The 19,619-nt window shown below is 65.6% G+C and carries 20 protein-coding genes; 3 read left to right on the top strand and 17 right to left on the bottom strand.

What is annotated here, in order from left to right:
- Window positions 1–4: 4 nt before the first annotated feature.
- The 16 genes from fliP to DNK34_RS05365 all read right to left on the bottom strand — a co-directional run bounded on the left by fliP (window position 5) and on the right by DNK34_RS05365 (window position 14,274).
- Entirely contained in the window at window positions 5–796 is a 792-nt protein-coding gene (gene fliP / locus DNK34_RS05440; protein WP_131173638.1) for a flagellar type III secretion system pore protein FliP, read from the bottom strand.
- Window positions 790–1,218: a flagellar biosynthetic protein FliO gene (gene fliO / locus DNK34_RS05435; RefSeq protein ID WP_131173639.1), complete on the bottom strand. Its 429-nt coding sequence runs from the start codon at window positions 1,216–1,218 to the stop codon at window positions 790–792. The genes fliP and fliO overlap by 7 nt, the downstream gene beginning before the upstream one ends.
- Before the next feature lie 5 nt (window positions 1,219–1,223).
- Window positions 1,224–1,694, bottom strand: a complete 471-nt coding sequence (gene fliN, locus DNK34_RS05430) for a flagellar motor switch protein FliN (protein ID WP_131173598.1) — start codon at window positions 1,692–1,694, stop codon at window positions 1,224–1,226.
- Between the two features lie 60 nt (window positions 1,695–1,754).
- The gene (gene fliM / locus DNK34_RS05425; RefSeq protein WP_131173599.1) at window positions 1,755–2,726 is read right to left on the bottom strand and encodes a flagellar motor switch protein FliM; all 972 of its coding nucleotides are present in this window, start codon (window positions 2,724–2,726) and stop codon (window positions 1,755–1,757) included.
- Between the two features lie 15 nt (window positions 2,727–2,741).
- Window positions 2,742–3,269 (bottom strand): flagellar basal body-associated protein FliL, encoded by a 528-nt coding sequence (gene fliL / locus DNK34_RS05420; protein WP_131173600.1) that lies wholly within the window; start codon window positions 3,267–3,269, stop codon window positions 2,742–2,744.
- Window positions 3,270–3,850: 581 nt separating this feature from the next.
- Window positions 3,851–5,113, bottom strand: coding sequence for a flagellar hook-length control protein FliK (locus DNK34_RS05415; protein WP_131173601.1), 1,263 nt, complete (start codon window positions 5,111–5,113; stop codon window positions 3,851–3,853).
- A 99-nt stretch (window positions 5,114–5,212) separates the two neighbouring features.
- On the bottom strand, window positions 5,213–5,566 hold the full coding sequence (locus DNK34_RS05410; RefSeq protein WP_131173602.1) for an Hpt domain-containing protein: 354 nt from the start codon (window positions 5,564–5,566) through the stop codon (window positions 5,213–5,215).
- A 151-nt stretch (window positions 5,567–5,717) separates the two neighbouring features.
- Window positions 5,718–7,415 carry a fused response regulator/phosphatase gene (locus DNK34_RS05405; RefSeq protein WP_131173640.1) on the bottom strand — a complete coding sequence of 566 codons (1,698 nt, stop codon included), beginning with the start codon at window positions 7,413–7,415 and terminating at the stop codon, window positions 5,718–5,720.
- 6 nt (window positions 7,416–7,421) lie between these two features.
- Window positions 7,422–7,727: an STAS domain-containing protein gene (locus tag DNK34_RS05400; RefSeq protein WP_131173603.1), complete on the bottom strand. Its 306-nt coding sequence runs from the start codon at window positions 7,725–7,727 to the stop codon at window positions 7,422–7,424.
- A 190-nt stretch (window positions 7,728–7,917) separates the two neighbouring features.
- Window positions 7,918–8,370, bottom strand: a complete 453-nt coding sequence (gene fliJ, locus DNK34_RS05395; RefSeq protein ID WP_131173604.1) for a flagellar export protein FliJ — start codon at window positions 8,368–8,370, stop codon at window positions 7,918–7,920.
- 3 nt (window positions 8,371–8,373) lie between these two features.
- Entirely contained in the window at window positions 8,374–9,732 is a 1,359-nt protein-coding gene (gene fliI, locus DNK34_RS05390; protein ID WP_131173605.1) for a flagellar protein export ATPase FliI, read from the bottom strand.
- Complete coding sequence (gene fliH, locus DNK34_RS05385; protein ID WP_131173606.1) at window positions 9,722–10,513, bottom strand: flagellar assembly protein FliH; 792 nt, start codon at window positions 10,511–10,513, stop codon at window positions 9,722–9,724. The genes fliI and fliH overlap by 11 nt, the downstream gene beginning before the upstream one ends.
- Window positions 10,514–10,516: 3 nt before the next feature.
- Window positions 10,517–11,533 (bottom strand): flagellar motor switch protein FliG, encoded by a 1,017-nt coding sequence (gene fliG, locus DNK34_RS05380; RefSeq protein ID WP_131173607.1) that lies wholly within the window; start codon window positions 11,531–11,533, stop codon window positions 10,517–10,519.
- Window positions 11,526–13,223, bottom strand: coding sequence for a flagellar basal-body MS-ring/collar protein FliF (gene fliF / locus DNK34_RS05375; protein ID WP_425273937.1), 1,698 nt, complete (start codon window positions 13,221–13,223; stop codon window positions 11,526–11,528). Before fliF ends, fliG begins: the two co-directional genes overlap by 8 nt.
- A gap of 121 nt (window positions 13,224–13,344) precedes the next feature.
- Window positions 13,345–13,677 (bottom strand): flagellar hook-basal body complex protein FliE, encoded by a 333-nt coding sequence (fliE, locus tag DNK34_RS05370; RefSeq protein WP_131173609.1) that lies wholly within the window; start codon window positions 13,675–13,677, stop codon window positions 13,345–13,347.
- A gap of 267 nt (window positions 13,678–13,944) precedes the next feature.
- On the bottom strand, window positions 13,945–14,274 hold the full coding sequence (locus DNK34_RS05365; RefSeq protein WP_131173610.1) for a ComEA family DNA-binding protein: 330 nt from the start codon (window positions 14,272–14,274) through the stop codon (window positions 13,945–13,947).
- Between the two features lie 420 nt (window positions 14,275–14,694).
- On the opposite strand from DNK34_RS05365, the gene DNK34_RS05360 reads away from it, so the two are divergent.
- A complete protein-coding gene (locus DNK34_RS05360; protein ID WP_131173611.1) occupies window positions 14,695–16,299 on the top strand; it encodes a glycoside hydrolase family 17 protein in 1,605 nt (534 codons plus the stop codon).
- A 22-nt stretch (window positions 16,300–16,321) separates the two neighbouring features.
- Here the strand turns inward: DNK34_RS05360 and DNK34_RS05355 are convergent, their stop codons facing one another.
- A complete protein-coding gene (locus DNK34_RS05355) occupies window positions 16,322–16,693 on the bottom strand; it encodes a hypothetical protein (RefSeq protein ID WP_131173612.1) in 372 nt (123 codons plus the stop codon).
- Between the two features lie 324 nt (window positions 16,694–17,017).
- Between DNK34_RS05355 and DNK34_RS05350 the strand changes: the two genes are divergently transcribed.
- Window positions 17,018–18,316 (top strand): alpha/beta fold hydrolase, encoded by a 1,299-nt coding sequence (locus DNK34_RS05350; RefSeq protein WP_131173613.1) that lies wholly within the window; start codon window positions 17,018–17,020, stop codon window positions 18,314–18,316.
- The gene (locus DNK34_RS05345; RefSeq protein ID WP_131173614.1) at window positions 18,309–19,085 is read left to right on the top strand and encodes an MlaA family lipoprotein; all 777 of its coding nucleotides are present in this window, start codon (window positions 18,309–18,311) and stop codon (window positions 19,083–19,085) included. The genes DNK34_RS05350 and DNK34_RS05345 overlap by 8 nt, the downstream gene beginning before the upstream one ends.
- Window positions 19,086–19,619 lie beyond the last annotated feature (534 nt).

Genomic DNA, 19,619 nt, shown 5'->3' with positions numbered 1-19,619 from the left:
CTCGCTATAAGGTGCCGAAACTGCTGGCCAGCGTGCCCATGATCAAGGCCCAGCCGTCGATCAGCACGAACAGCATGATCTTGAACGGCAGGGAAATGATCAGCGGCGACAGCATCATCATGCCCATGGCCATGAGGATACTGGCCACGACCATGTCGATGATCAGGAACGGAATGAAGATCATGAAGCCGATCTGGAACGCGGTCTTCAGCTCGGAGGTGACGAAGGCCGGGACCAGGATGGTCAGCGGCGCCTGCTCCGGCGTGGCGATGTCGGTGCGCTTGGACAGGCGCACGAACAGCTCCAGATCGCTCTCGCGGGTCTGCGCCAGCATGAAACTCTTGATCGGCACCTCGGCCCGCTCGATCGCCTGCTGCGCCGGCAACTGCTCGTTCAGGTAGGGCTGCAGGGCCTCGCGGTTTATCTGATCGAAGACCGGGGCCATGATGAACAACGTCAGGAACAGCGCCAGACCGATGAGGATCTGGTTCGAGGGGGTCTGCTGCAGGCCCAGCGCCTGGCGCAGGATGGAAAACACGATGATGATGCGGGTGAAGCTGGTCATCAGCATGACGAACGCCGGGATGAAGCTCAGCGCGGTCATGATCAGCAGGATCTGCAGGCTGACCGAGTACTCCTGCTGGCCCTCGGCGTCGGTGCTCAGGGTGATGGCCGGAATCGACAGCGGGTTGCCGCCCTGGCCCGACAACGGGCTGCCGGCAGGCGGCTCCTGGCCGAAAGCCAGCGAAGCGCCCAGGGTCAGCAGCAGTACCAGCAGCAGGCGAGTGGTCACGATCTGTCCTTCTGATCCTTGCCAAGCAGCTCCTTCAGGCGCTGGGCGAACTCGGTCGAGGCCGGCTCGGCGTCGGGCAGGTGAATCGGCTCGTTCATCACGTGCAGGGAAGCGATGCGCCCCGGTGTCAGCCCCAGCAGCACCTGCTCGCCGCCGATCTGCACCAGCACCAGCCGATCCCGCGGGCTCAGGGCCTGGGTGGCGACGATCTTGATCACCTGGCCACTGCCGCGCGGCCCCATGCGCTGCACGCGGCGCATCAGCCAGGCGAGCAGAAAGATCAGGCCGATGACCAGCAGCAGGCCGAGCAGCAGTTGCAGCAGTTGCCCGCCGATACCGTCGCCGGCCATGGTCGTATGGGCCGCGGGCTCGGCGGCGAACGCCGTCAACGGCAGCCACGCCAGCAGGAAAAGAGCTCGGTTCATGTTCATCAGCGCAGCTTCTTGATACGTTCGCTCGGACTGATCACATCCGTCAGGCGGATGCCGAACTTCTCGTTGACCACCACCACCTCGCCGTGGGCGATCAGCGTGCCGTTGACCAACACGTCGAGCGGCTCGCCGGCCAGGCGGTCGAGCTCGATCACCGAGCCCTGATTGAGCTGCAACAGGTTGCGGATGGTGATATCGGCATTGCCCACTTCCATGGAGATGGACACGGGAATGTCGAGGATCACATCGAGGTTGGGTCCGTCCAGGCTGACCGGCGCATTGGCCTTCGGCATGCTGCCGAACTCCTCCATCGGCGCCCGCGGTGCGGCCGGCTTGCTGTCCGCACTGGCGGCCAGCATGGCATCGATGTCGTCCTGCCCGGCGGCGTCGCCGGATTCGGACAGGGCTGCCGCCCACTCATCGGCCAGTGCCTGTTCCTCGGGCGTGGTGTTTTCGTTCTCGTCTGCCATCGTTCGACCTCGGCTGGCGTCTATCGGTTGGGCCGCACTGCGTGGCGGCATGCAATGGGGTTAGCGCTGGCGCTCGATCGGCTCGAGCACCTGCAATGACAAATTGCCCTTGTGGGAGCCGAGCTTGACCTTGAACGAGGGTACGCCGTTGGCGCGCAGCACCATGTGTTCCGGCAGATCCACCGGGATCACGTCGCCCGGCTGCATGTGCAGGATGTCTCGCACCTTCAGTTGGCGGCGCGCCACCGTGGCGCTGAGCGGCACGCTGACCTCGAGGATATCCTCGCGCAGGGCCTTGACCCAGCGCTCGTCCTGGTCGTCGACATCGGACTGGAAGCCGGCATCGAGCATCTCGCGGATCGGCTCGACCATGGCGTAGGGCATGGTGATGTGCAGGTCGCCGCCGCCGCCATCGAGTTCGATGTGGAAGGTCGAGACCACGATGACCTCGCTCGGGCTGACGATATTGGCCAGCGCCGGGTTCACCTCCGAGCCGACGTATTCGAAGTGGATGTCCATCACCGCGTTCCAGGCCTCGCGCAGGTCGATGAACGCCTGGTCCAGCACCATGCGCACCACGCGCAGCTCGGTGGGGGTGAATTCGCGGCCTTCGATCTTGGCGTGGCGGCCGTCGCCGCCGAAGAAATTGTCGACCAGCTTGAACACCAGCTTGGCGTCGAGAATGAACAGGCCGGTGCCGCGCAGGGGCTTCATCTTCACCAGATTGAGGCTGGTCGGCACGTACAGCGAATGCACGTACTCGCCGAACTTCATCACCTGCACGCCACCCACGGCCACATCCGCGGAGCGGCGCAGCAGGTTGAACATGCTGATGCGGGTGTAGCGGGCAAAACGCTCGTTGATCATCTCCAGGGTCGGCATGCGCCCGCGCACGATGCGGTCCTGACTGGTCAGGTCGTACTGCTTGACGCTACCCGGCTCGACGGAATCCTCGGGTTCGACCAGGCCGTCGTCGACGCCATGCAACAGCGCGTCGATCTCGTCCTGGGACAGCAGGTCTTGCACAGCCATGATCGGACTCCCGCCCTATTGCAACACGAGGTTGGTGAACAGCACTTGCTCGACGACCAGCTTGCCCGTCTCTTTCTGCGCCAGTTCCTGCACGCTGGCGGTGGCCTGCTGGCGCAGCATTTCCTTGCCGACCGGGGTGACCAGGGTGTCGAAGTCCTGGCTGGAAAACAGCATTACCAGGTTGTTGCGCAACACCGGCATGTTCACCTTGAGCGCATCCAGCGCCGCCTGGTCGCGGGCCATCAGCGCCACGCTGACCTGCATGTAGCGGGCACGGCCGTTCTGCGTGAAGTTGACCACGAAGGCCGGGGCCAATTCCTCGTAGATCGCCGGCTGCTTGACCGGTGTCGCGCCCTGCGCGGCGTCCTCCTGGGATTCGTTCCTGGCCTCGCCCTTGCTGAGGAAGAACCAGGTCCCGCCGATCGACAAGCCCACCGCCACCAGCAGCGCCAGGACGATCACGAGGATGAGCTTCAACTTGCCCGCTGGCTTGCCACCTGTCTCGGCAGGGGCGGCAGCGGGTGGCGCGTTCTTCTTAGCCATGCCAAAAATCCGTCACTGAGCGGAGATCCTTCCGCTATCAAAGGGTTGAGAGCAAGTGTTATGCCAGCTCATGAGCCATGGCGCAAATGCCGCTCCTTGCGCCCGTGACCGGGTATGTTACGCGAAACCGCCGGGTCTGACCCGTTCCGGGGGCCGCAACAAACGCCATCGCCATTCACCCTTCTCCACTCCGGAGAGGAGCTGGGCAGAGGGCGCCTGGTGCCAGTCAGTCAAGCATGTGGCCCGCAAAAAGCGGTTTGCCTAAGCCCTGTAGGAGCCGCGCCCCCGCGGCGATTGCTGGCCGCACCACGGATTTTGTGGGATGGCCGCCATCGCATCGCGCCGAGGTCGACGCTCCTACACGGGCGGCGGCTTGCCGCTCTTCTGCAGACGCCCCCGGGATAGCGGGGCACAAAAAATGGCCGGGAGCCATTTTTGACGTCGCCTGCGACGGCCCGCAAGGTGGCCGCCAGGGAGGGCGGGCCACAAAAAACGACACCCTGTCCGAACGGGCCCGGACAGGGTGCAGTCTAGATCAGGGTGCGCGACGCGCAGCGCCTGCCATGTGGGAAAGCTCGAACTCAGGCGTAATAATCGACCATGCCGCGACCGCCACCCTGAGCGTTATCCTTCAGCTCGACACTGCCGACCAGCCGCTCCTCTTCCAGCGTACCGCCGGCATCGGCATCGTCGGCGAGCAGCCCACCCCGGTTGCGGCCGTCACCGTCCTGGCCCTGCCAGGCGCGGCCCTGGGACTGATCGGAGACATTCACATCGAGCAGGTTCATGCCCTGCTGGGTGAACATTTCGCGCAGCCGGTGCACCTGGCTCTCTAGGGCTTCACGCACACCGGCGTGGGCGCTGGCGAAGCTGATCTGGGTCTGGTCCTGGTTCAGGCTGATGCGCACGTCCAGCCGCCCCAGCTCGGCGGGATCGAGCTGGATTTCGGCGGACTTGAGGTTCTGGCTGGACAGCCACATCACCTTGTCCACCACCGCCTCGCTCCAGCCCGCCTGCTGCATGGCCACGGGCTGACCCGGCACCACAGGCGCCCGGGCGACCTGGGCGCTCTGCTGGCCAATCGCCTGGCTCAGCGCGCTGAGCTTGCTGACGAAGTTCTCCGGTGGGGTGTCGGCCGAACTTTCCTTGAGCGCCTCCAGCCCTTCGGCGCTGAGTGCCTTCAGCGGCAGTTCGAGGGTCTCGCCGGCCTCGCTCGGGGTGTTCGAAGCGTTCAGGCCCAGGGCCGCCATGGCGCTGGCGAACGTCTGCCCGGCATTGGCGCTGGCACTGCCTGTCGCCACCTGCTCGGCCGCGCGCGCCTGGGCGCCGAGGTCCAGCGCCATGCGTACGGCCGGCAGCTGATTGAGCGCATCGATCTCGGGGTCGAAGCTGGCTTCCGTCAGGCTGGCCGGCCCGGAGCCGAGCAGGTTGGCGGATGGCGCCGTCTCTGTGCCCACCTCCAGTTCCGCCGTATCGGCCTCGACAGGAGGCTGAGCGAACATCCCCAGTAGCAGAAACGCATCGGTGCCCGCCTCCTCGCTTGCCGGGTCGGCATTGGCATCGGCAGGCAAAGGTTTGCCGGTATCGGCAACGGCGGGTACCTGCCTGGCAGCGTCTGTCTGCTCGGAACTCTTCGCCTCGCTTTTACTGTCACGCGCAGGCCTGGCCGAGCCGTCATTGCGCTCCGCTGGTTTGTTGGCCTGGCGCTCCTTGGCGTACACCTGAGAGAAGCTGGAAGCCTCTTTCCTGCGGGGTTCGGCCGTATCCTGCGTGGCTTTCGCCGTAGCGGCCTTGGGCTTGGCCGCCGGGGTGGAGGTCAGCAGCAGATCGGGGGCAACGGACATGAATGCTCTCCGCTTGGATTATGTCGTGACAAGGACATAGCAAAGGGCGGGCCAACTTTACGACGGTGTCGAAAAACGGCGCTGGCGGCAGGCCGAGGCTCAACCCGGATAACGCTGGCGCTCGGATTTGAAGAGGATACGGACGATGGCGAATTCGCGCTCGATGCGCTCGACCAGCGCCGCGGCGCCGTCCAGTTGCTCACGCCGCGCCAGCTCCTCCAGTTCCCGGCAGGATTCGGCCAGCAGTTGCGCGCCCATGTTGCTGCAACTGCCCTTGAAACTGTGCGCGGCCAGGCGCATGGCCTGGGGATCGCCGGCCCGCTCGGCTTCGCGCAGCAGGCGCAGGCGCTCTTCGGAGTCGACCACGAAGGTGTCGAGCAGCAGCGGATACTCGTCCTCCATGACCTCCTGCAGGGCGGCCAGTACGGCACTATCCAGATGGTTATCGGACACCATTCACTCCCGGATCGCGGCGATAGCGCCACGTCGCTGAAAACAACCACACCGAATGCTCATGACCCGCCATCCCTGACGGGGCCACCCTGCGGGCCATCGCAAGCACCGCCAGCAATGGTTCCCGGTGATCCGTTGCACAACCGCGCGATTATGCCTCAACGGGCCAGGAGAACTCCACGCTGACGCTACGCCCATCCGGCGCCCAGCAACAGCGCTCGCAGAGATCGCGCACCAGACCGATACCCCGCCCACTGAGACCGTCGATACGCTGCTGGCGTTCCAGCACGCGCCGGGCATCGAACCCCGCCCCGCTGTCCGCCACGGTCAGGGTCAGGCGACCGCCGCCGGACTCGCGGCGGATGTCGATGGCGATGCTCACATGGCCCTCCTGCAGCGCATCGAGGCGCTCGCTGCGCTGCCGGTAATATTCGGCGAAACCCGCCGCATCGCGCTTGAGCGTCGAGTCCAGGCCCAGTACGCCATGCTCCAGCGCGTTGGCGTACAACTCGCTCAGCACACTGTAGAGGCTGCCGCCCTGGCCGCGCAGGCCCGGTACCTCGAGCAGCAACTGCAGCAGGTAGGGCAAGGGATAGAAGTGCCGCAAGGTATCGCCATGAAACTCGAAGTGCGCCGACCAGTGCTGCGGCCCGCGGCCCGCGCTATCGCCCTGCAAGGCGGGGCGACTCAGGACGCCTTCCTCGACCATGGTCACTTCGACGAGGCTGACATCGTCGCGCGCCTTGCCGTGAAAACCGGTCAGGGCCTGCTGGATGTCGTCGAACAACGCCGCCGGCTCGCGGCTATTGTCGAACACCTCGAGCAAGCGTGCTTCGCCGAACAGTTCATCGCGCTCATTGTGCGCCTCGAGCACGCCATCGGAGAGCAGGAAGACGCGATCGCCCAGGGCCAGCGGGTAGGCCTCGTAGTCATCATGGAAGCTGTCGGGGTCGAGCACCCCCAGCGGCAGATGACGCGACACCAGCGCCACCCGCTCGCCCCCCTGCCCACGCAACAGGTAGCCGTCGGGCAGGCCACCGGCCCAGACCTCGACCACCTGGCGGCGGAAACTGACATTGAGCAGCGTGGCGCAACAGAACACCCCGCGCGGCAGGATGCGTTTGAGCTTGGCGTTGCTCTCGCGCAGGATCTCGGACAGCGAGTGTCCCCTGGCGGTCATGCGGTAGAACACGTCGGCCAGCGGCATCGCGCCGATGGCCGCCGGCAGACCGTGGCCAGTGAAATCCCCCAGCAGCACATGCATGTCGCCGCTGGGCTGGAAAGCCGCCAGCAGCAGATCGCCATTGAACAGCGCATAGGGCGACTGCTGGTAGCGGATATTGGCCGCTCCCAGGCAGCCAGAATGGGCCACCTTGTCGAAGACCGCCTTGGCCACCCGCTGCTCGTTGAGCAGGTGCTCGTTGTGCCGGGCGATCAGGTCGCGCTGCTGCAGCACCTCCTGGTGCAGGCGGCGCAGACGGTCCATGGCATTGATCTTGGCTTCCAGGATCACCCGGCTGTAGGGCTTGGCCAGGAAATCGTCGCCGCCGGCCTCCAGGCAACGTACCAGCGCCTCGTTCTCGGTCAGGGAGGTCAGGAAGATGATCGGCACCATGGCCTCGCCGGCCATGGTCTTGATCCGCCGCGCCGCCTCGAAACCGTCCATGCGCGGCATCAGGGCATCCATCAGCACCAGTTGCGGACGCTGCGACTCGAACAACGCGACCGCCTCCAGGCCGTCACCGGCCGCCAGCACCCGATGGCCCTGGCGGCTGACGATGGTCGAGAGCAGCATGCGGTCGCTGGCACTGTCCTCGGCGATCAGAATGGTCAGGCGCGAGGACGTCATCACGGGTCAGGCGATCTGGAACAATTGTTCGAAGTTGGAAATGGAGAGGATCTTGCGCACATCGGCGTTGCAATTGAGCAGGCGGATCTGCGCCCGGTCGCCACCGGCATGGTCACGCAGCAGCAAGAGCATGCCCAGGGCGGAACTGTCGAGGTAGGTCGTGGCCTTGAGGTCGACGACATAACGCTTGGGGCGGACATCGACACGCTCGTAGGCGTTGCGAAACTCCTGATGGGCGCCGAAATCGAACCGCCCCTGGATGACGATGGTCAACTCTTGCCCGTCATCCGAGGGCAGCGAGGTGATGGGCATGAAACACTCCTTTTGATCCGGCAGAACCGCCAGGCCTGATGCTGCGAGCGGCCCGGGCCGACGGCACTGCATTGAGAACAGCCGCGTTACGCAATGGACCAGCGGGCCTGTGCGTTGTCCCAACTGTTTTTGTCCTGGCGCCCGTCAGGGCCTGACAAGATTTAGCACTCGCCGGCACATGCGGCAACCGTCATTCCGAGGAATCGCGTCGCGGCAGGCGCTGGGAGAGTTCGTCGAGCAGTTTCTGTTCGCGCTTGTCTTCGGCGAGACGGGCTTCATCGAGGTAGCGCTGGACCAGCTTGCGCAGGCCCTCGAGGCGCGCGTAGCGCTGTTGCCAGACCTCGCGCACCTGGTCCAGGTTGTGGCGGTGCCAGGCCACGCTCTGCCGTTGCTGGCCGATGGCGGTATCCAGTTGCGAGAGAAAACGCTGATAGTTCATCAGCCACTGCCCGGAAACGCCCTGCTGGCCTTCGTTGATCCACTGCTTCTGGTAATCCTCGAGGTAACGCTCGAGATCGCCCAGCTTGCCCTGGGCCTGGCTCAGCAGGCCCTGGGCCCGGCCCAGTTGCAGGGCGGCTTCGCGCTCGGCCCGCTCGGCCATCTCGACCACGGGCGCCAGACGCGCGGCACGGCTTTGCGCCATCGGTTACGACGCCGCGCCCGGGTTGAGGGTCGCCGCCAGCAATTCCCGGCTGCGCTCCAGGCTTTCGCTTTCGCCCAGGCTCTGGCGCAGGTAGCGCACCATCACCGGCTGGCGGGCGATGGCCAGATCGGTGTCGGCATCGCCGCCCGGCACGTAGGCGCCGACGCTGATCAGGTCACGGCTCTGCTGGTAGCGCGACCACAGCTGCTTGAAACGCTGGGCGTTGCGCATATGCTCGGCACTGACCACCTGGGGCATGACCCGGCTGATCGAGGCCTCGATGTCGATCGCCGGGTAATGGCCCTCCTCGGCCAGGCGCCGCGACAGCACGAAGTGGCCGTCGAGCACGCCGCGGGCGGCGTCGGCGATCGGGTCCTGCTGGTCGTCGCCCTCGGACAGCACCGTGTAGAAGGCGGTGATCGAGCCGCCGCCGGCCTCGGCGTTGCCGGCGCGCTCGACCAGCCGCGGCAACTTGGCGAACACCGACGGCGGGTAGCCCTTGGTCGCCGGGGGCTCGCCGATGGCCAGGGCGATTTCCCGCTGGGCCTGGGCGAAACGGGTCAGCGAGTCCATCAACAGCAGCACGTTCTTGCCCTTGTCACGGAAATACTCGGCGATACGCGTGCAATACATCGCCGCCCGCAGGCGCATCAGCGGCGCATCGTCGGCCGGCGAGGCGACCACCACCGAGCGCTTGATGCCCTCCTCGCCGAGAATCTCGTCGATGAATTCCTTGACCTCGCGACCCCGTTCGCCGATCAGGCCGACCACGATGATCTCGGCCTCGGTGAAGCGGGTCATCATGCCCAGCAGCACCGACTTGCCGACCCCGGTACCGGCGAACAGGCCCAGCCGCTGGCCGCGGCCCACGGTGAGCAGGCCATTGATGCTGCGAATGCCGACATCCAGGGGTTCGCTGATCGGATGGCGCTTGAGTGGGTTGATGGTCGGCCCGTCCATCGGCACCCAGTCCTCGGCCTTCATCCCGCCCTTGCCATCCAGGGCACGGCCGGCGCCATCCAGCACCCGGCCGAGCATGGTCATGCCCATGGGCAGACGGCCGGTGTCCGGCAACGGCACCACCCGCGCCCCGGGGGCGATACCGGCCAGGCTGCCGACCGGCATCAGGTAGATCTTGCCACTGGAGAAGCCCATGACCTCGGCCTCGACCCGTACCGGGTGGTAGCTGTCGTCGTTGATCACCAGGCAGCGGCTGCCGAGCGCGGCGCGCAGCCCTTCGGCCTCCAGGGTCAGGCCGACCATGCGCAGCAGGCGGCCTTCGACCACGGGCTGGCTGGGTAACTGCACCGCATCGGTGTAACCCGCCATGCGCCGGGCGAAGCTGATGCGCTCAAGGCGCATGGGGCGCGTCCAGGTCGATGTGCAGGTCGCTGGTACGGGGCGTGGTAGCCTGTTCGCGCTGCTGCTCGAAGAGTTGCTTGAGGGCCTGGCTCAGGCGGGTTTCGACGCTGGCGTCGATCCGACTGTGCTCCGACTCGACCCGACAGCCGCCCGGCAGCAGCGCCTCGTCCTCGAGGATGCGCCAGCTTTCCTCGTGACGTTCGCGAATGGCCTTGACCAGTTCGAAGTCCTGCGGGTTGAGGTGAATGCGGATGTTCTCGGCACCCATGGGCAGCAGCTTGAGGGCCTCGCGCAGGACCTGGCGGATCTGGCTGGAGTCCTGGCTCAATTCGCGCTGGATGACTTCCCGGGTGATCTGCCCGACCAGCGCGACCAGCGCCACTTCGATCTGCTGATCCTGCTCGGCGATCGGCTCGAACAACTGGCTCATGACCTGCTCGAGGGCGCCGACCTTGTCGGCCAGCGCCGCATCGGCCTCCTGCTTGGCCTTCAACTGGCCGGCGCGGAAACCGTCCTTCTCGCCCGTGGAAAACCCCTCGTTGTAGGCGTCCTGGCGGATCGCCTCGAGTTCGTCCAGCGTCAAGGGTTTGACATCTTCCAGGGCGATCTCTTCGCTTTCCGGCGCCGCCGGCTCGGCCGCCGCCGTGGAGGTCTCTTCCTGCTCGCCGGGTGCCTCCTGCTCAGGCTCGGCGTGCTCGTCGAAACTGGGCAGCGACCAGCGGTCGACGGTGCCCAGGTCCTTGGCGCGGATCAGCTCGCTGGACGGTTCCTTGACGGCCATGGCTTAGACCATCTCCTCACCGCCCTTACCACCCAGCACGATCTCGCCGGCCTCGGCCATGCGCCGGGCAATGGTGAGGATTTCCTTCTGCGCCGTTTCCACGTCGCTGACACGCACCGGCCCCTTGGCCTCCAGGTCGTCACGCAGCAGCTCGGCGGCGCGCTTGGACATGTTCTTGAACACCTTATCCTTGATGCCCTCGTCGGCGCCCTTGAGCGCCAGCACCAGCACCTCGGACGACACCTCGCGCAGCAGCGCCTGGATGCCGCGATCGTCGACATCGGCCAGGTTGTCGAAGACGAACATCAGGTCCTCGATCTGCGAAGACAGGTCTTCGTCGATCTCGCGGATGGAGTCCATCAACTGGCCTTCGACCGAGCTGTCGAGGTAGTTCATGATGTCGGCCGCGCGCTTGACCCCGCCCATGGTGGCGCGCGTGGTGTTGGAGCTGCCGGAGAACTGCTTCTCGAGAATCAGGTTGAGCTCCTTGAGCGCGGCCGGTTGCACGGTGTTCAACGAGGAGACGCGCAGGACGATGTCCAGGCGCACCTTGTGGTCGAAGTGGCTGAGCACTTCACCGGCCTGATCCGGGTCCAGGTAGGCCACCACGATGGCCTGGATCTGCGGGTGCTCGTAGCGGATCACATCGGCCACGGCACGCGGCTCCATCCACTTCAGGCTGTCCAGACCGCTGGTGCTGCCGCCGAGCAGGATGCGATCGATCAGGTTGCCGGCCTTGTCCTCGCCCAGGGCCTGGGTCAGCATCTTGCGGATGTAGCCGTCGGCGCCCACGCCCAGGCTGGTCTGGTCGCCGACGATCTCGACGAACTCGCCCATCACCTGCTCGACCTGCTCGCGGTGCACGTTGCGCATGCCGGCCATGGCCACGCCGACGCGCTGCACTTCCTTCGGCCCGAGGTGGCGCAGCACCTGGGCGGCGTCGGTTTCACCGAGCGACAGGAGCAGGATCGCGGCCTTCTCGACTTTGCTCAGCTTGGCGGCGGTACGGTTCTCATTCATCGGCATTGATCCAGTCTTTGACTACCTGGGCAACACGGCCCGGGTCATCGGCGACCAGGCTCTTGATCGCGTTCAGTTGTGCATCATACCCCTCACTGGGGCTCGGCAGGAGGATGCTTTGCGGCCCGCCCAGGCTGACCCGGTCGGACGCCAGCTGACCATCCAGGCCGCCCATTTCGCCCAGATCGACGTCGCCGTCGCGGCCACCGGCCACGGCCAGTTCCTTGCCTTTGCCGCCGCCGGTGATGTTGTTCAGCACCGGCCGCAGGACGAACCACACCAGCAGGAAGATCAGCAGCGCCGGGAACAGCGACTTGAGGGCGCCCATGGCCATCAGGAACAGCTCGCTCTGGTACCACGGCACCTCGATCACCTCGGCACGCTCGCTGCTGAAGGCCGTGTTGATCACGCTGACGCTGTCGCCACGGCTGGCATCGAAGCCGACCGAATCCTGCACCAGGCGGGTGAAGCGCGCCAGGTCGTCGCTGCTCCACGGCACCCGGCTGCTTTCGCCGGTGGCCGGGTCGACGCGGACCTGGTCATCGACCACCACGGCGACCGACAGACGCCGCAGGCGGCCCTGTTGCTGCCTGGTGTAACTGACCGAGCGATCGAGCTCGAAGTTGCGCGTCGACTGGTCGCGTTTGTCGGCCGGGTACGGTGCGAGCATCGGCTGACCGGTCGCCGGGTCCATGATCTGCTGGCCGTTGGCGTCGAGCAGCGGCTGGCCCGGGGCCACGGGGCCGGCGGGTGCTGCTGCCGCCACCGCCTGCTGCGGCGCCGCGGCCGGGCCCGGCGGCTGATTGCTCAGCGCGCCCGGTACACCCTGCGGCCCCTGGCTGCTGCTGCGTTGCTCGCTGACCTGTTGTTCGCTGCGCAGGGCCGGCTGATCGGGATTGAAGGTCTCCGAGGTCGACTCGACCGCGCTGAAATCCACGTCCGCCGAGACTTCGGCCTTGTAGCGGCCCACGCCGAGCACGGGCTGCAGGATGTTGTGCACACGCTGGGTGAACAGGTTCTCCATGCGCCGGCTGTAGTCGAACTGCTTGCCGGCCATGCTCAGCTCGGACATTTCCTGCTGATCGGACAGCAGGTTGCCCTTCTGGTCGACCACGGTGACCTGGGCCTTGTCCATCTCCGGTACGCTGCTGGCGACCAGGTTGACGATGGCCATCACCTGGCTCGGCTCGAGATTGCGCCCCGCATACAGTTCGACCAGCACCGACGCGCTGGGCTTTCGTTCGTCACGCACGAACACCGAGCTTTTCGGGATGGCCAGGTGTACCCGGGCGGCCTTGACGTTGTTCAGGCTCGACACGGTGCGCGCCAACTCGCCTTCCAGGCCGCGGCGGTAACGGGTGGCTTCCATGAACTGGCTGGTACCGAGCCCCTGTTCCTTGTCGAGAATCTCGAAGCCGATGCTGGTGTCGGTGGGGGCCACGCCAGCGGCGGCCAGGCGGATGCGCGCCCGTGCCAGATCATCGGACTTGACCAACAGCGCGCCGGAATTCGGTTCGATGGTGTAATCGATATTGGCCGTGGTCAGTGTTTCTATCACCTGGGTGGCGTCCATACCATCGAGGCTGCCGTACAGCGGCTTGTAATCCGGCTGCTGCGACCAGAGCACCACGGCGAAACCGATCGCCACGCTGGCGGCCAGGCCGACCAGCAGACCGAGCTGGCGCAGCATCGGCATGTCGGAAAGGTTTTCCAGGAACGTCAGGCCGAACAGGGGTTTCTTCGGCTCGCTGCCAGCGGTGGTGGCAGGTACGTTTGCGGCAAGGGCTTCGGCCATGGTCGGGATCTACCTCTTAAACCGGCATTTGCATGATGTCTTGGTAAGCCTGAACCAGCTTGTTGCGCACCTGGGTCATGGCCTGGAACGATACGCTGGCTTTCTGCGAGGCGATCATCACGTCGGTCAGGTCGACCCCGCTCTGGCCCATCTCGAACGCCGTGGCCAGCTGATTGGAAGCCTGCTGCGTCTCGCTGACCTTGTTCACCGCCTGGCCGAGCATGTCCGAGAAACTCGGCGCGCCCGCTTCCTGCGCGCCGGAGACCGCCGGTTTCTGCCGGGCCATGGCCTCCGCCTGCATGGAACGCATTTCCAGCATCAGACGATTGAACTCGATACCTTGACTCATGACCTTCCTCCACTGACCGCAGTTGCTTAGCGACGCCCCAAATGGCTCCCGGCCATTTTTTGACGCTAGCGGTGCCTTGCAGAGGTATTAGCAACAAGGATGCCAACAATCGGAATCAGGGAAAACGCGCCGAGAAGCCCGGCGCCGCCGGCTTGACGCCTGGGCCGGGCAAGCAGAAAACAGGCCAGCGGCCAGAAAAATGCCGCTCGAATCCAGCGGACCCGAGCGGCATTGGCAGATCAACGCGCTAGCGCGCCAGTCCTGCCCTCACTGGGCGACCGTGAGTTTCCCGCGATTACGCTCCAGCAGCGCCTCGCCGACACCCTTGACCTCGAGCAACTCGTCGACCGAGGCGAACTGGCCATGGGTTTCCCGATAGCTGACGATCGCCTGGGCCTTGACCGCGCCAACGCCGCTGAGCTCGCGCTGCAGCGTTTCGGCATCGGCCGTGTTGAGATCGAGCGGGGCAAGCTCGGCCAGTTGCTCGGCGACCGCCGGCTCCGGCGCCGCTGCCGGGCTGGTTTCGGCGGCGCTGAGCAGCAGGGATGCACTGGCCAGTGCGGCGAACAGGAGGGATTGCAGATAGCTCTTTTGCATGATTCAAGTTCCTTTTGAAAAGTCGATTCGAACAAACGACGCGGTACTTCCTTAGCGCCGCCTGAGAAAAGTTAGCCAGCCTCGACGACTTGTCAAATCCATAAGCGCGCAACGCTCAGCTTGAAGCTTCAGGGCAATCGCACTATGGCGTCATAGTGTGAAAGACCCTCGATGAAAAGCGCTGGAGGCTGGAGGGCTGAACGAGAAACCGCTGTTTTCCTGCGGGCTCGGGCTGCTTTTCGTTAAGCCTCCAGCCTTCCAGCGCTGTTTTCGGCTCGGGCTCCTGCTTCCATGCAGTCGTCGGCGCTTCGAGCGCGTAGCGCAATTGCCCTGCTTGAAGCTTGAAGCTTGAAGCTTGAAGCTTCCGACCGCCTTTCCGTCTAAGATGCGCGATCGCCACCTGCCCCTGCGTGTTCGACCATGCCCGTGACCGCCCGCTTCCCGCTCGCTCCCTACCTGTGCGCCTGCCTCGTCGGCCTGCTCGCCCTTGGCGGCCTGTGGCAGACCCTGGGCAAACCGGTCGAACTCGCCGACGCGGCGACCCCGACGCACAAACTGCAGTGCGCCTCCTATACGCCGTTCGACAAGGATCAGTCGCCCTTCGATCAGCCCCTGGCGATCCGTGCCGAACGCATGGACGCCGACCTGGCGCTGCTCGCCCAGCGTTTCCAGTGCATCCGCACCTACTCGGTCACCGGCCTGCAAGCCTTGCCGGACCTGGCCCGCAAGCACGGGCTGAAGTTGCTCGCCGGCGCCTGGGTGAGCCGCAACCCGCATGACACCGCCGTCGAAATCCAGGGGCTGATCGAGCTGGCCAGGGCCAACCCCGATGTGGTCGAGGCGGTGATCGTCGGCAACGAGGCGCTGCTGCGCAAGGAAGTCACCGCCGCACAGCTGGTCGCTCTGATCGAGCAGGTCAAGGCGGCGATCGCCCAGCCGGTGACCTATGCCGATGTCTGGGAGTTCTGGCTAAAGCACCCCGAGGTGGCACCCGCCGTGGATTTCCTGACCATTCACCTGCTGCCCTACTGGGAGGACGACCCGGCGGGAATCGACCAGGCCCTGCGCGAAGTCACCGAGGTGCGCCAGCTGTTCGGCCGGCGGTTCGCCCCCAAGGACATCCTGATCGGCGAGACCGGCTGGCCCAGCGAGGGCCGCCAGCGCGAAACCGCAGTGCCCAGCCGGGTCAACCAGGCCACCTTCATCCGCGGCTTCGTCGCCCTGGCCGAGCAGCATGGCTGGCGCTACAACCTGATCGAAGCCTTCGACCAGCCGTGGAAGCGCGTCAGCGAAGGCGCCGTCGGCGGTTTCTGGGGGCTGTACGATGCCGAGCGCCAGGACAAGTCGATTCTCGCCGGCCCCGTCTCCAACCTGCCGCACTGGCCGTACTGGCTGGCGGTCAGCAGCGTCGTATTCGTCTTCGGCCTGGCCCTCGGCGGCCGCCCGTGCTCGCCACGCAACGCCTTGCTGCTGCCATTGCTGGCGGCCGTGGCGGCGGCCTGCGTGGGGTTGTCGGCGCAACTGGCCTGGGTCACCAGCCGCTTCTTCGGCGAATGGCTGTGGGCCGGCGCCTTGCTGGCCCTGAACCTGCTGGTCCTGGCCCATGCGAGCCTGGCCCTTGGCCAACGCGCCGGCTGGCGCGAGCCGGCGTTCGCCTGGCTGGAGCGACGCGCGGGCTGGTGGCTGGCGGCCGCGGGCTTCGCCGGCGCGGTGATGATGCTGGCCCTGGTCAGCGACGCGCGCTACCGCAGCTTTCCCAGCGCCGCCCTGCTGCTGCCGGCACTGGTCTACCTGTGTCGCCCGGTCGCCGGCCCGCGCCGGGAGATCGCCCTGCTGGCGCTGCTGATCGCCGCCGGTATCGCGCCGCAACTGGTCGAGGAAACCCTCGGCAACCTGCAGGCCATCGGCTGGGCCATCACCAGCGCCCTGCTGGTCGCGGCACTCTGGCGCAGCGTGCGCCTGTCGGCTGCAAAAGGCATAGAAACCTCCCGGCATGGGCTTCCCCGGGTCGAGAGCGATGCCTAGCGCAGCCAGGGCTTCGCCTGCGCTACGCGCTCACCCGCTCGGCACGCACCAGGCGCAGCAGCGCCAGGACCACGGCGAACACCGCCAGGCTGGCGCTATACAGCGCCAGCGCCGGCAGGCCCAGGAGCAGTGCCGGGACCGCCAGGCGCCAGCCCCAGACACCCGGCAGCACGAAGGCCAGCACGGCGCAGCCCAGGGCGGTCCAGGCCAATACGCGCAGGTGGATCAACCAGCCCAGGCCGGCACGCACCTGGCAGGCCAGGCTGGCGGGGTCGTCGACGCAGCGGCCGACCCACAGATCACCTTCCATGAGCAGGTAGCGCAGCGCATAACTGGCGCCCAGGCAGACAACGGCGGCGAGCGCCAGCAAGACGATGGGCAGGCGGCGGGACATAGGGACTCCGGGCGGATGGACGGCGCCCAGAATAATCCTCCCGGGCCCGGATGCAAGCCGTCGTCACGGCACATTCACAGCCTGGCGGACAGGCACAGGCTCGCCCCGTGCCGGAAAAGCACGAGGCCGCTCGACCTTTGCCGGTAAATCCGGTATCAAGTCGACAATCCGGAACTCGCCAGAACATCGTATGGCACTTTGACACGCCGGGGTTGTCTCAGGGACTGCGCTGATACGGATCCGTCCCGTTCGGGACGAGGCGAAACACGCCGCGAACCCGCAGCCCATCCTTGAAAAGAACGTTCTCCTGCAAAGGGATCTTGTATGTCTTGCATTGCTCGCCTTGCTGCATTGCTTAGCGGCCTGCTTCTCGGCGCCCCACTGTGGGCGGCCGATATCGATGCGCAAAGCTATGGCTACCCGCTGACCAATCCGTTCGAGGCGACCATTGCCACGACGCCACCCGAACTGCGCCCGACGCTGCTGGAGGACGCCGACATCCGGCAGAAGGACTATCAGGTGCGCCTGCGCCCCGAGCGCGAGTTCGAACTGCCGGACAATTTCTGGTCGGTGACCAAGCTGCGCTACCGCCTGGCCGAACAGAAAGGCCCGGCGCCGCTGATCTTCATCATCGCCGGCACTGGCGCGCATTACTCGAGCAGCACGCCCGAGTACCTGAAAAAACTGTTCTATGGCGCGGGCTACCATGTCGTGCAGCTGTCCTCGCCGACCAGCTACGATTTCATGACCTCGGCCTCGCGCTTCGCCACCCCGGGCCTCAGCCGCGACGATGCCGAAGACCTGTACCGGGCCATGCAGGCGGTGCGGGCACAGCACCCGAAACTGGCCGTGACCGAATTCCACCTGACCGGCTACAGCCTCGGCGCCCTGCACGCGGCGTTCGTCAGCCAGCTGGACGAAACCCGACGCAGCTTCAACTTCAAACGGGTGCTGCTGCTCAACCCGCCGGTCAACCTGTACACCTCGATCAGCAACCTCGACCGCCTGGTACAGACCCAGGTCAAGGGCATCGACAACCGCACCACCTTCTATGAACTGGTACTGGCCAAGCTGACCCGCTATTTCCAGGAAAAAGGCTATGTCGACATCAACGATGCCCTGCTCTACGACTTCCAGCAGTCCAGGGAGCATCTGTCCGACGAGCAGATGGCCATGCTCATCGGCACCTCGTTCCGTTTCTCCGCCGCCGACATCGCCTTCACCTCCGACCTGATCAACCGGCGCGGCCTGATCACCCCGGTGGACTACCCGATTGGCGAGGGCACCAGCCTGACGCCGTTCTTCCGCCGCGCGCTGCAGTGCGACTTCGACTGCTACATGACCGAGCAACTGATCCCCATGTGGCGCGCGCGCTACGGCGGCGGCAGCATGAGCCAGCTGGTCAACCAGGTCAGCCTCTATGCCCTGGAGGACTACCTGAAAGGCAGCCGCAAGATCGCCGTGATGCACAACGCCGACGACGTCATCCTCGGCCCCGGCGATCTCGGCTTCCTGCGCCGCACGATGGGCGACCGCCTGACCGTCTACCCCCTGGGCGGGCACTGCGGCAACCTCAATTACCGCGTCAACAGCGACGCCATGTTGGAGTTCTTCCGTGGCTAAGCCCTTCCCCACTCTCGCCCTGCTCGCCGCCCTGCTGGCGTGCACCACTGCCACCGCCCAGACCACCACCGAGGATGACGGCTTCAAGCAGCCGCTGCAGAACCTCAGGTTCAACCCGGGCCTGGATCAGCGCGAGTTCGAACGCTCGACGCTCAACGCGCTGAATGTCTACGATCCGCTGGAATCGTGGAACCGCCGCGTCTATCACTTCAACTATCGCTTCGACGAATGGGTGTTCCTGCCCGTGGTCGACGGCTACCGCACCATCACGCCGAGCCTGGTACAGCAAGGCGTGAGCAATTTCTTCGGCAATCTCGGCGACGTCTCCAACCTGCTCAACAGCGTGCTCCAGCTCAAGGGCCAGCGGGCCCTGAACACCACCGGCCGGCTGTTGTTCAACACCACCCTCGGCGTGGCCGGCCTGTGGGATCCCGCCACGCGCATGGGCCTGCCCAAGCAGAGCGAGGACTTCGGCCAGACCCTGGGTTTCTATGGCACCCCCGCCGGCCCGTACCTGATGCTGCCCGTGCTCGGCCCTTCCACCCTGCGCGATACCGGTGGCCTGGTGGTGGACTTCGGCGCCGAGCAGCAGATCAACTTCCTCAACGTGGCCGAGGTCAGCAGCAACCACCCGGAAGTGACGGCGCTGAGGATCGTCGATCAGCGCGCGACCACCAACTTCCGCTACGGCCAGCTCAACTCGCCGTTCGAGTACGAGAAGCTGCGCTTCTTCTATACCGAGTCGCGCAAACTGCTGATCGCCGAATAAGCGACAACAGCAGCTGCAAGGGGAAAGCGGCCTTCGGCCTTCGAGCAAAAACGCTTGAGGCTGGAAAGCTGGACGAAAGAGCCCATGGGGTTTGCTTGTCGTTCAGCTTCCAGCCTTTAGCGCTCCTATCGGCCGTATGCCCTGCCCCCGGCATCAACGCTGGTGATTGCGCCTGAAGGTGTCCTCGCCCATCGCGGCGATCTGCCCTTCGATCAGCACCTCGTAGGCCGTAGGGTGGATGACGCTCTTTTCATCCACCATTGCGATTGTAGAGCGGTGGACGGGTCGGGCCGCGCAGGTGAAGCGTCGTCCACCCGAACTGCAAAGCGAAACTGGCCTTCGAGCCAAAACGCTTGAGGCTGGAAAGCTGGACGAAAGAGCCCATGGGGTTTGCTTGTCGTTCAGCCTCCAGCCTTTAGCGCTCCTATCGGCCGTATGCCCTGCCCCCGGCATCAACGCTGGTGATTGCGCCTGAAGGTGTCCTCGCCCATCGCGGCGATCTGCCCTTCGATCAGCACCTCGTAGGCCGTAGGG

Source organism: Phytopseudomonas dryadis (assembly GCF_004327355.1).
In the GTDB taxonomy this organism is placed as follows: Bacteria; Pseudomonadota; Gammaproteobacteria; order Pseudomonadales; family Pseudomonadaceae; genus Aquipseudomonas; species Aquipseudomonas dryadis.
The sequence above is the reverse complement of the archived record's forward strand: the minus strand, read 5'-3'. Positions and strand labels throughout refer to the sequence as shown.

Coding starts and splice junctions, on each gene's coding strand:
- fliO (WP_131173639.1), bottom strand. CDS start 1,218: ATGAACCGAGCTCTTTTCCTGCTGGCGTGGCTGCCGTTGACGGCGTTC.
- fliN (WP_131173598.1), bottom strand. CDS start 1,694: ATGGCAGACGAGAACGAAAACACCACGCCCGAGGAACAGGCACTGGCC.
- fliM (WP_131173599.1), bottom strand. CDS start 2,726: ATGGCTGTGCAAGACCTGCTGTCCCAGGACGAGATCGACGCGCTGTTG.
- fliL (WP_131173600.1), bottom strand. CDS start 3,269: ATGGCTAAGAAGAACGCGCCACCCGCTGCCGCCCCTGCCGAGACAGGT.
- DNK34_RS05415 (WP_131173601.1), bottom strand. CDS start 5,113: ATGTCCGTTGCCCCCGATCTGCTGCTGACCTCCACCCCGGCGGCCAAG.
- DNK34_RS05405 (WP_131173640.1), bottom strand. CDS start 7,415: ATGACGTCCTCGCGCCTGACCATTCTGATCGCCGAGGACAGTGCCAGC.
- DNK34_RS05400 (WP_131173603.1), bottom strand. CDS start 7,727: ATGCCCATCACCTCGCTGCCCTCGGATGACGGGCAAGAGTTGACCATC.
- fliJ (WP_131173604.1), bottom strand. CDS start 8,370: ATGGCGCAAAGCCGTGCCGCGCGTCTGGCGCCCGTGGTCGAGATGGCC.
- fliI (WP_131173605.1), bottom strand. CDS start 9,732: ATGCGCCTTGAGCGCATCAGCTTCGCCCGGCGCATGGCGGGTTACACC.
- fliH (WP_131173606.1), bottom strand. CDS start 10,513: ATGGCCGTCAAGGAACCGTCCAGCGAGCTGATCCGCGCCAAGGACCTG.
- fliG (WP_131173607.1), bottom strand. CDS start 11,533: ATGAATGAGAACCGTACCGCCGCCAAGCTGAGCAAAGTCGAGAAGGCC.
- fliF (WP_425273937.1), bottom strand. CDS start 13,223: ATGCTGCGCCAGCTCGGTCTGCTGGTCGGCCTGGCCGCCAGCGTGGCG.
- fliE (WP_131173609.1), bottom strand. CDS start 13,677: ATGAGTCAAGGTATCGAGTTCAATCGTCTGATGCTGGAAATGCGTTCC.
- DNK34_RS05365 (WP_131173610.1), bottom strand. CDS start 14,274: ATGCAAAAGAGCTATCTGCAATCCCTCCTGTTCGCCGCACTGGCCAGT.
- DNK34_RS05360 (WP_131173611.1), top strand. CDS start 14,695: ATGCCCGTGACCGCCCGCTTCCCGCTCGCTCCCTACCTGTGCGCCTGC.
- DNK34_RS05355 (WP_131173612.1), bottom strand. CDS start 16,693: ATGTCCCGCCGCCTGCCCATCGTCTTGCTGGCGCTCGCCGCCGTTGTC.
- DNK34_RS05350 (WP_131173613.1), top strand. CDS start 17,018: ATGTCTTGCATTGCTCGCCTTGCTGCATTGCTTAGCGGCCTGCTTCTC.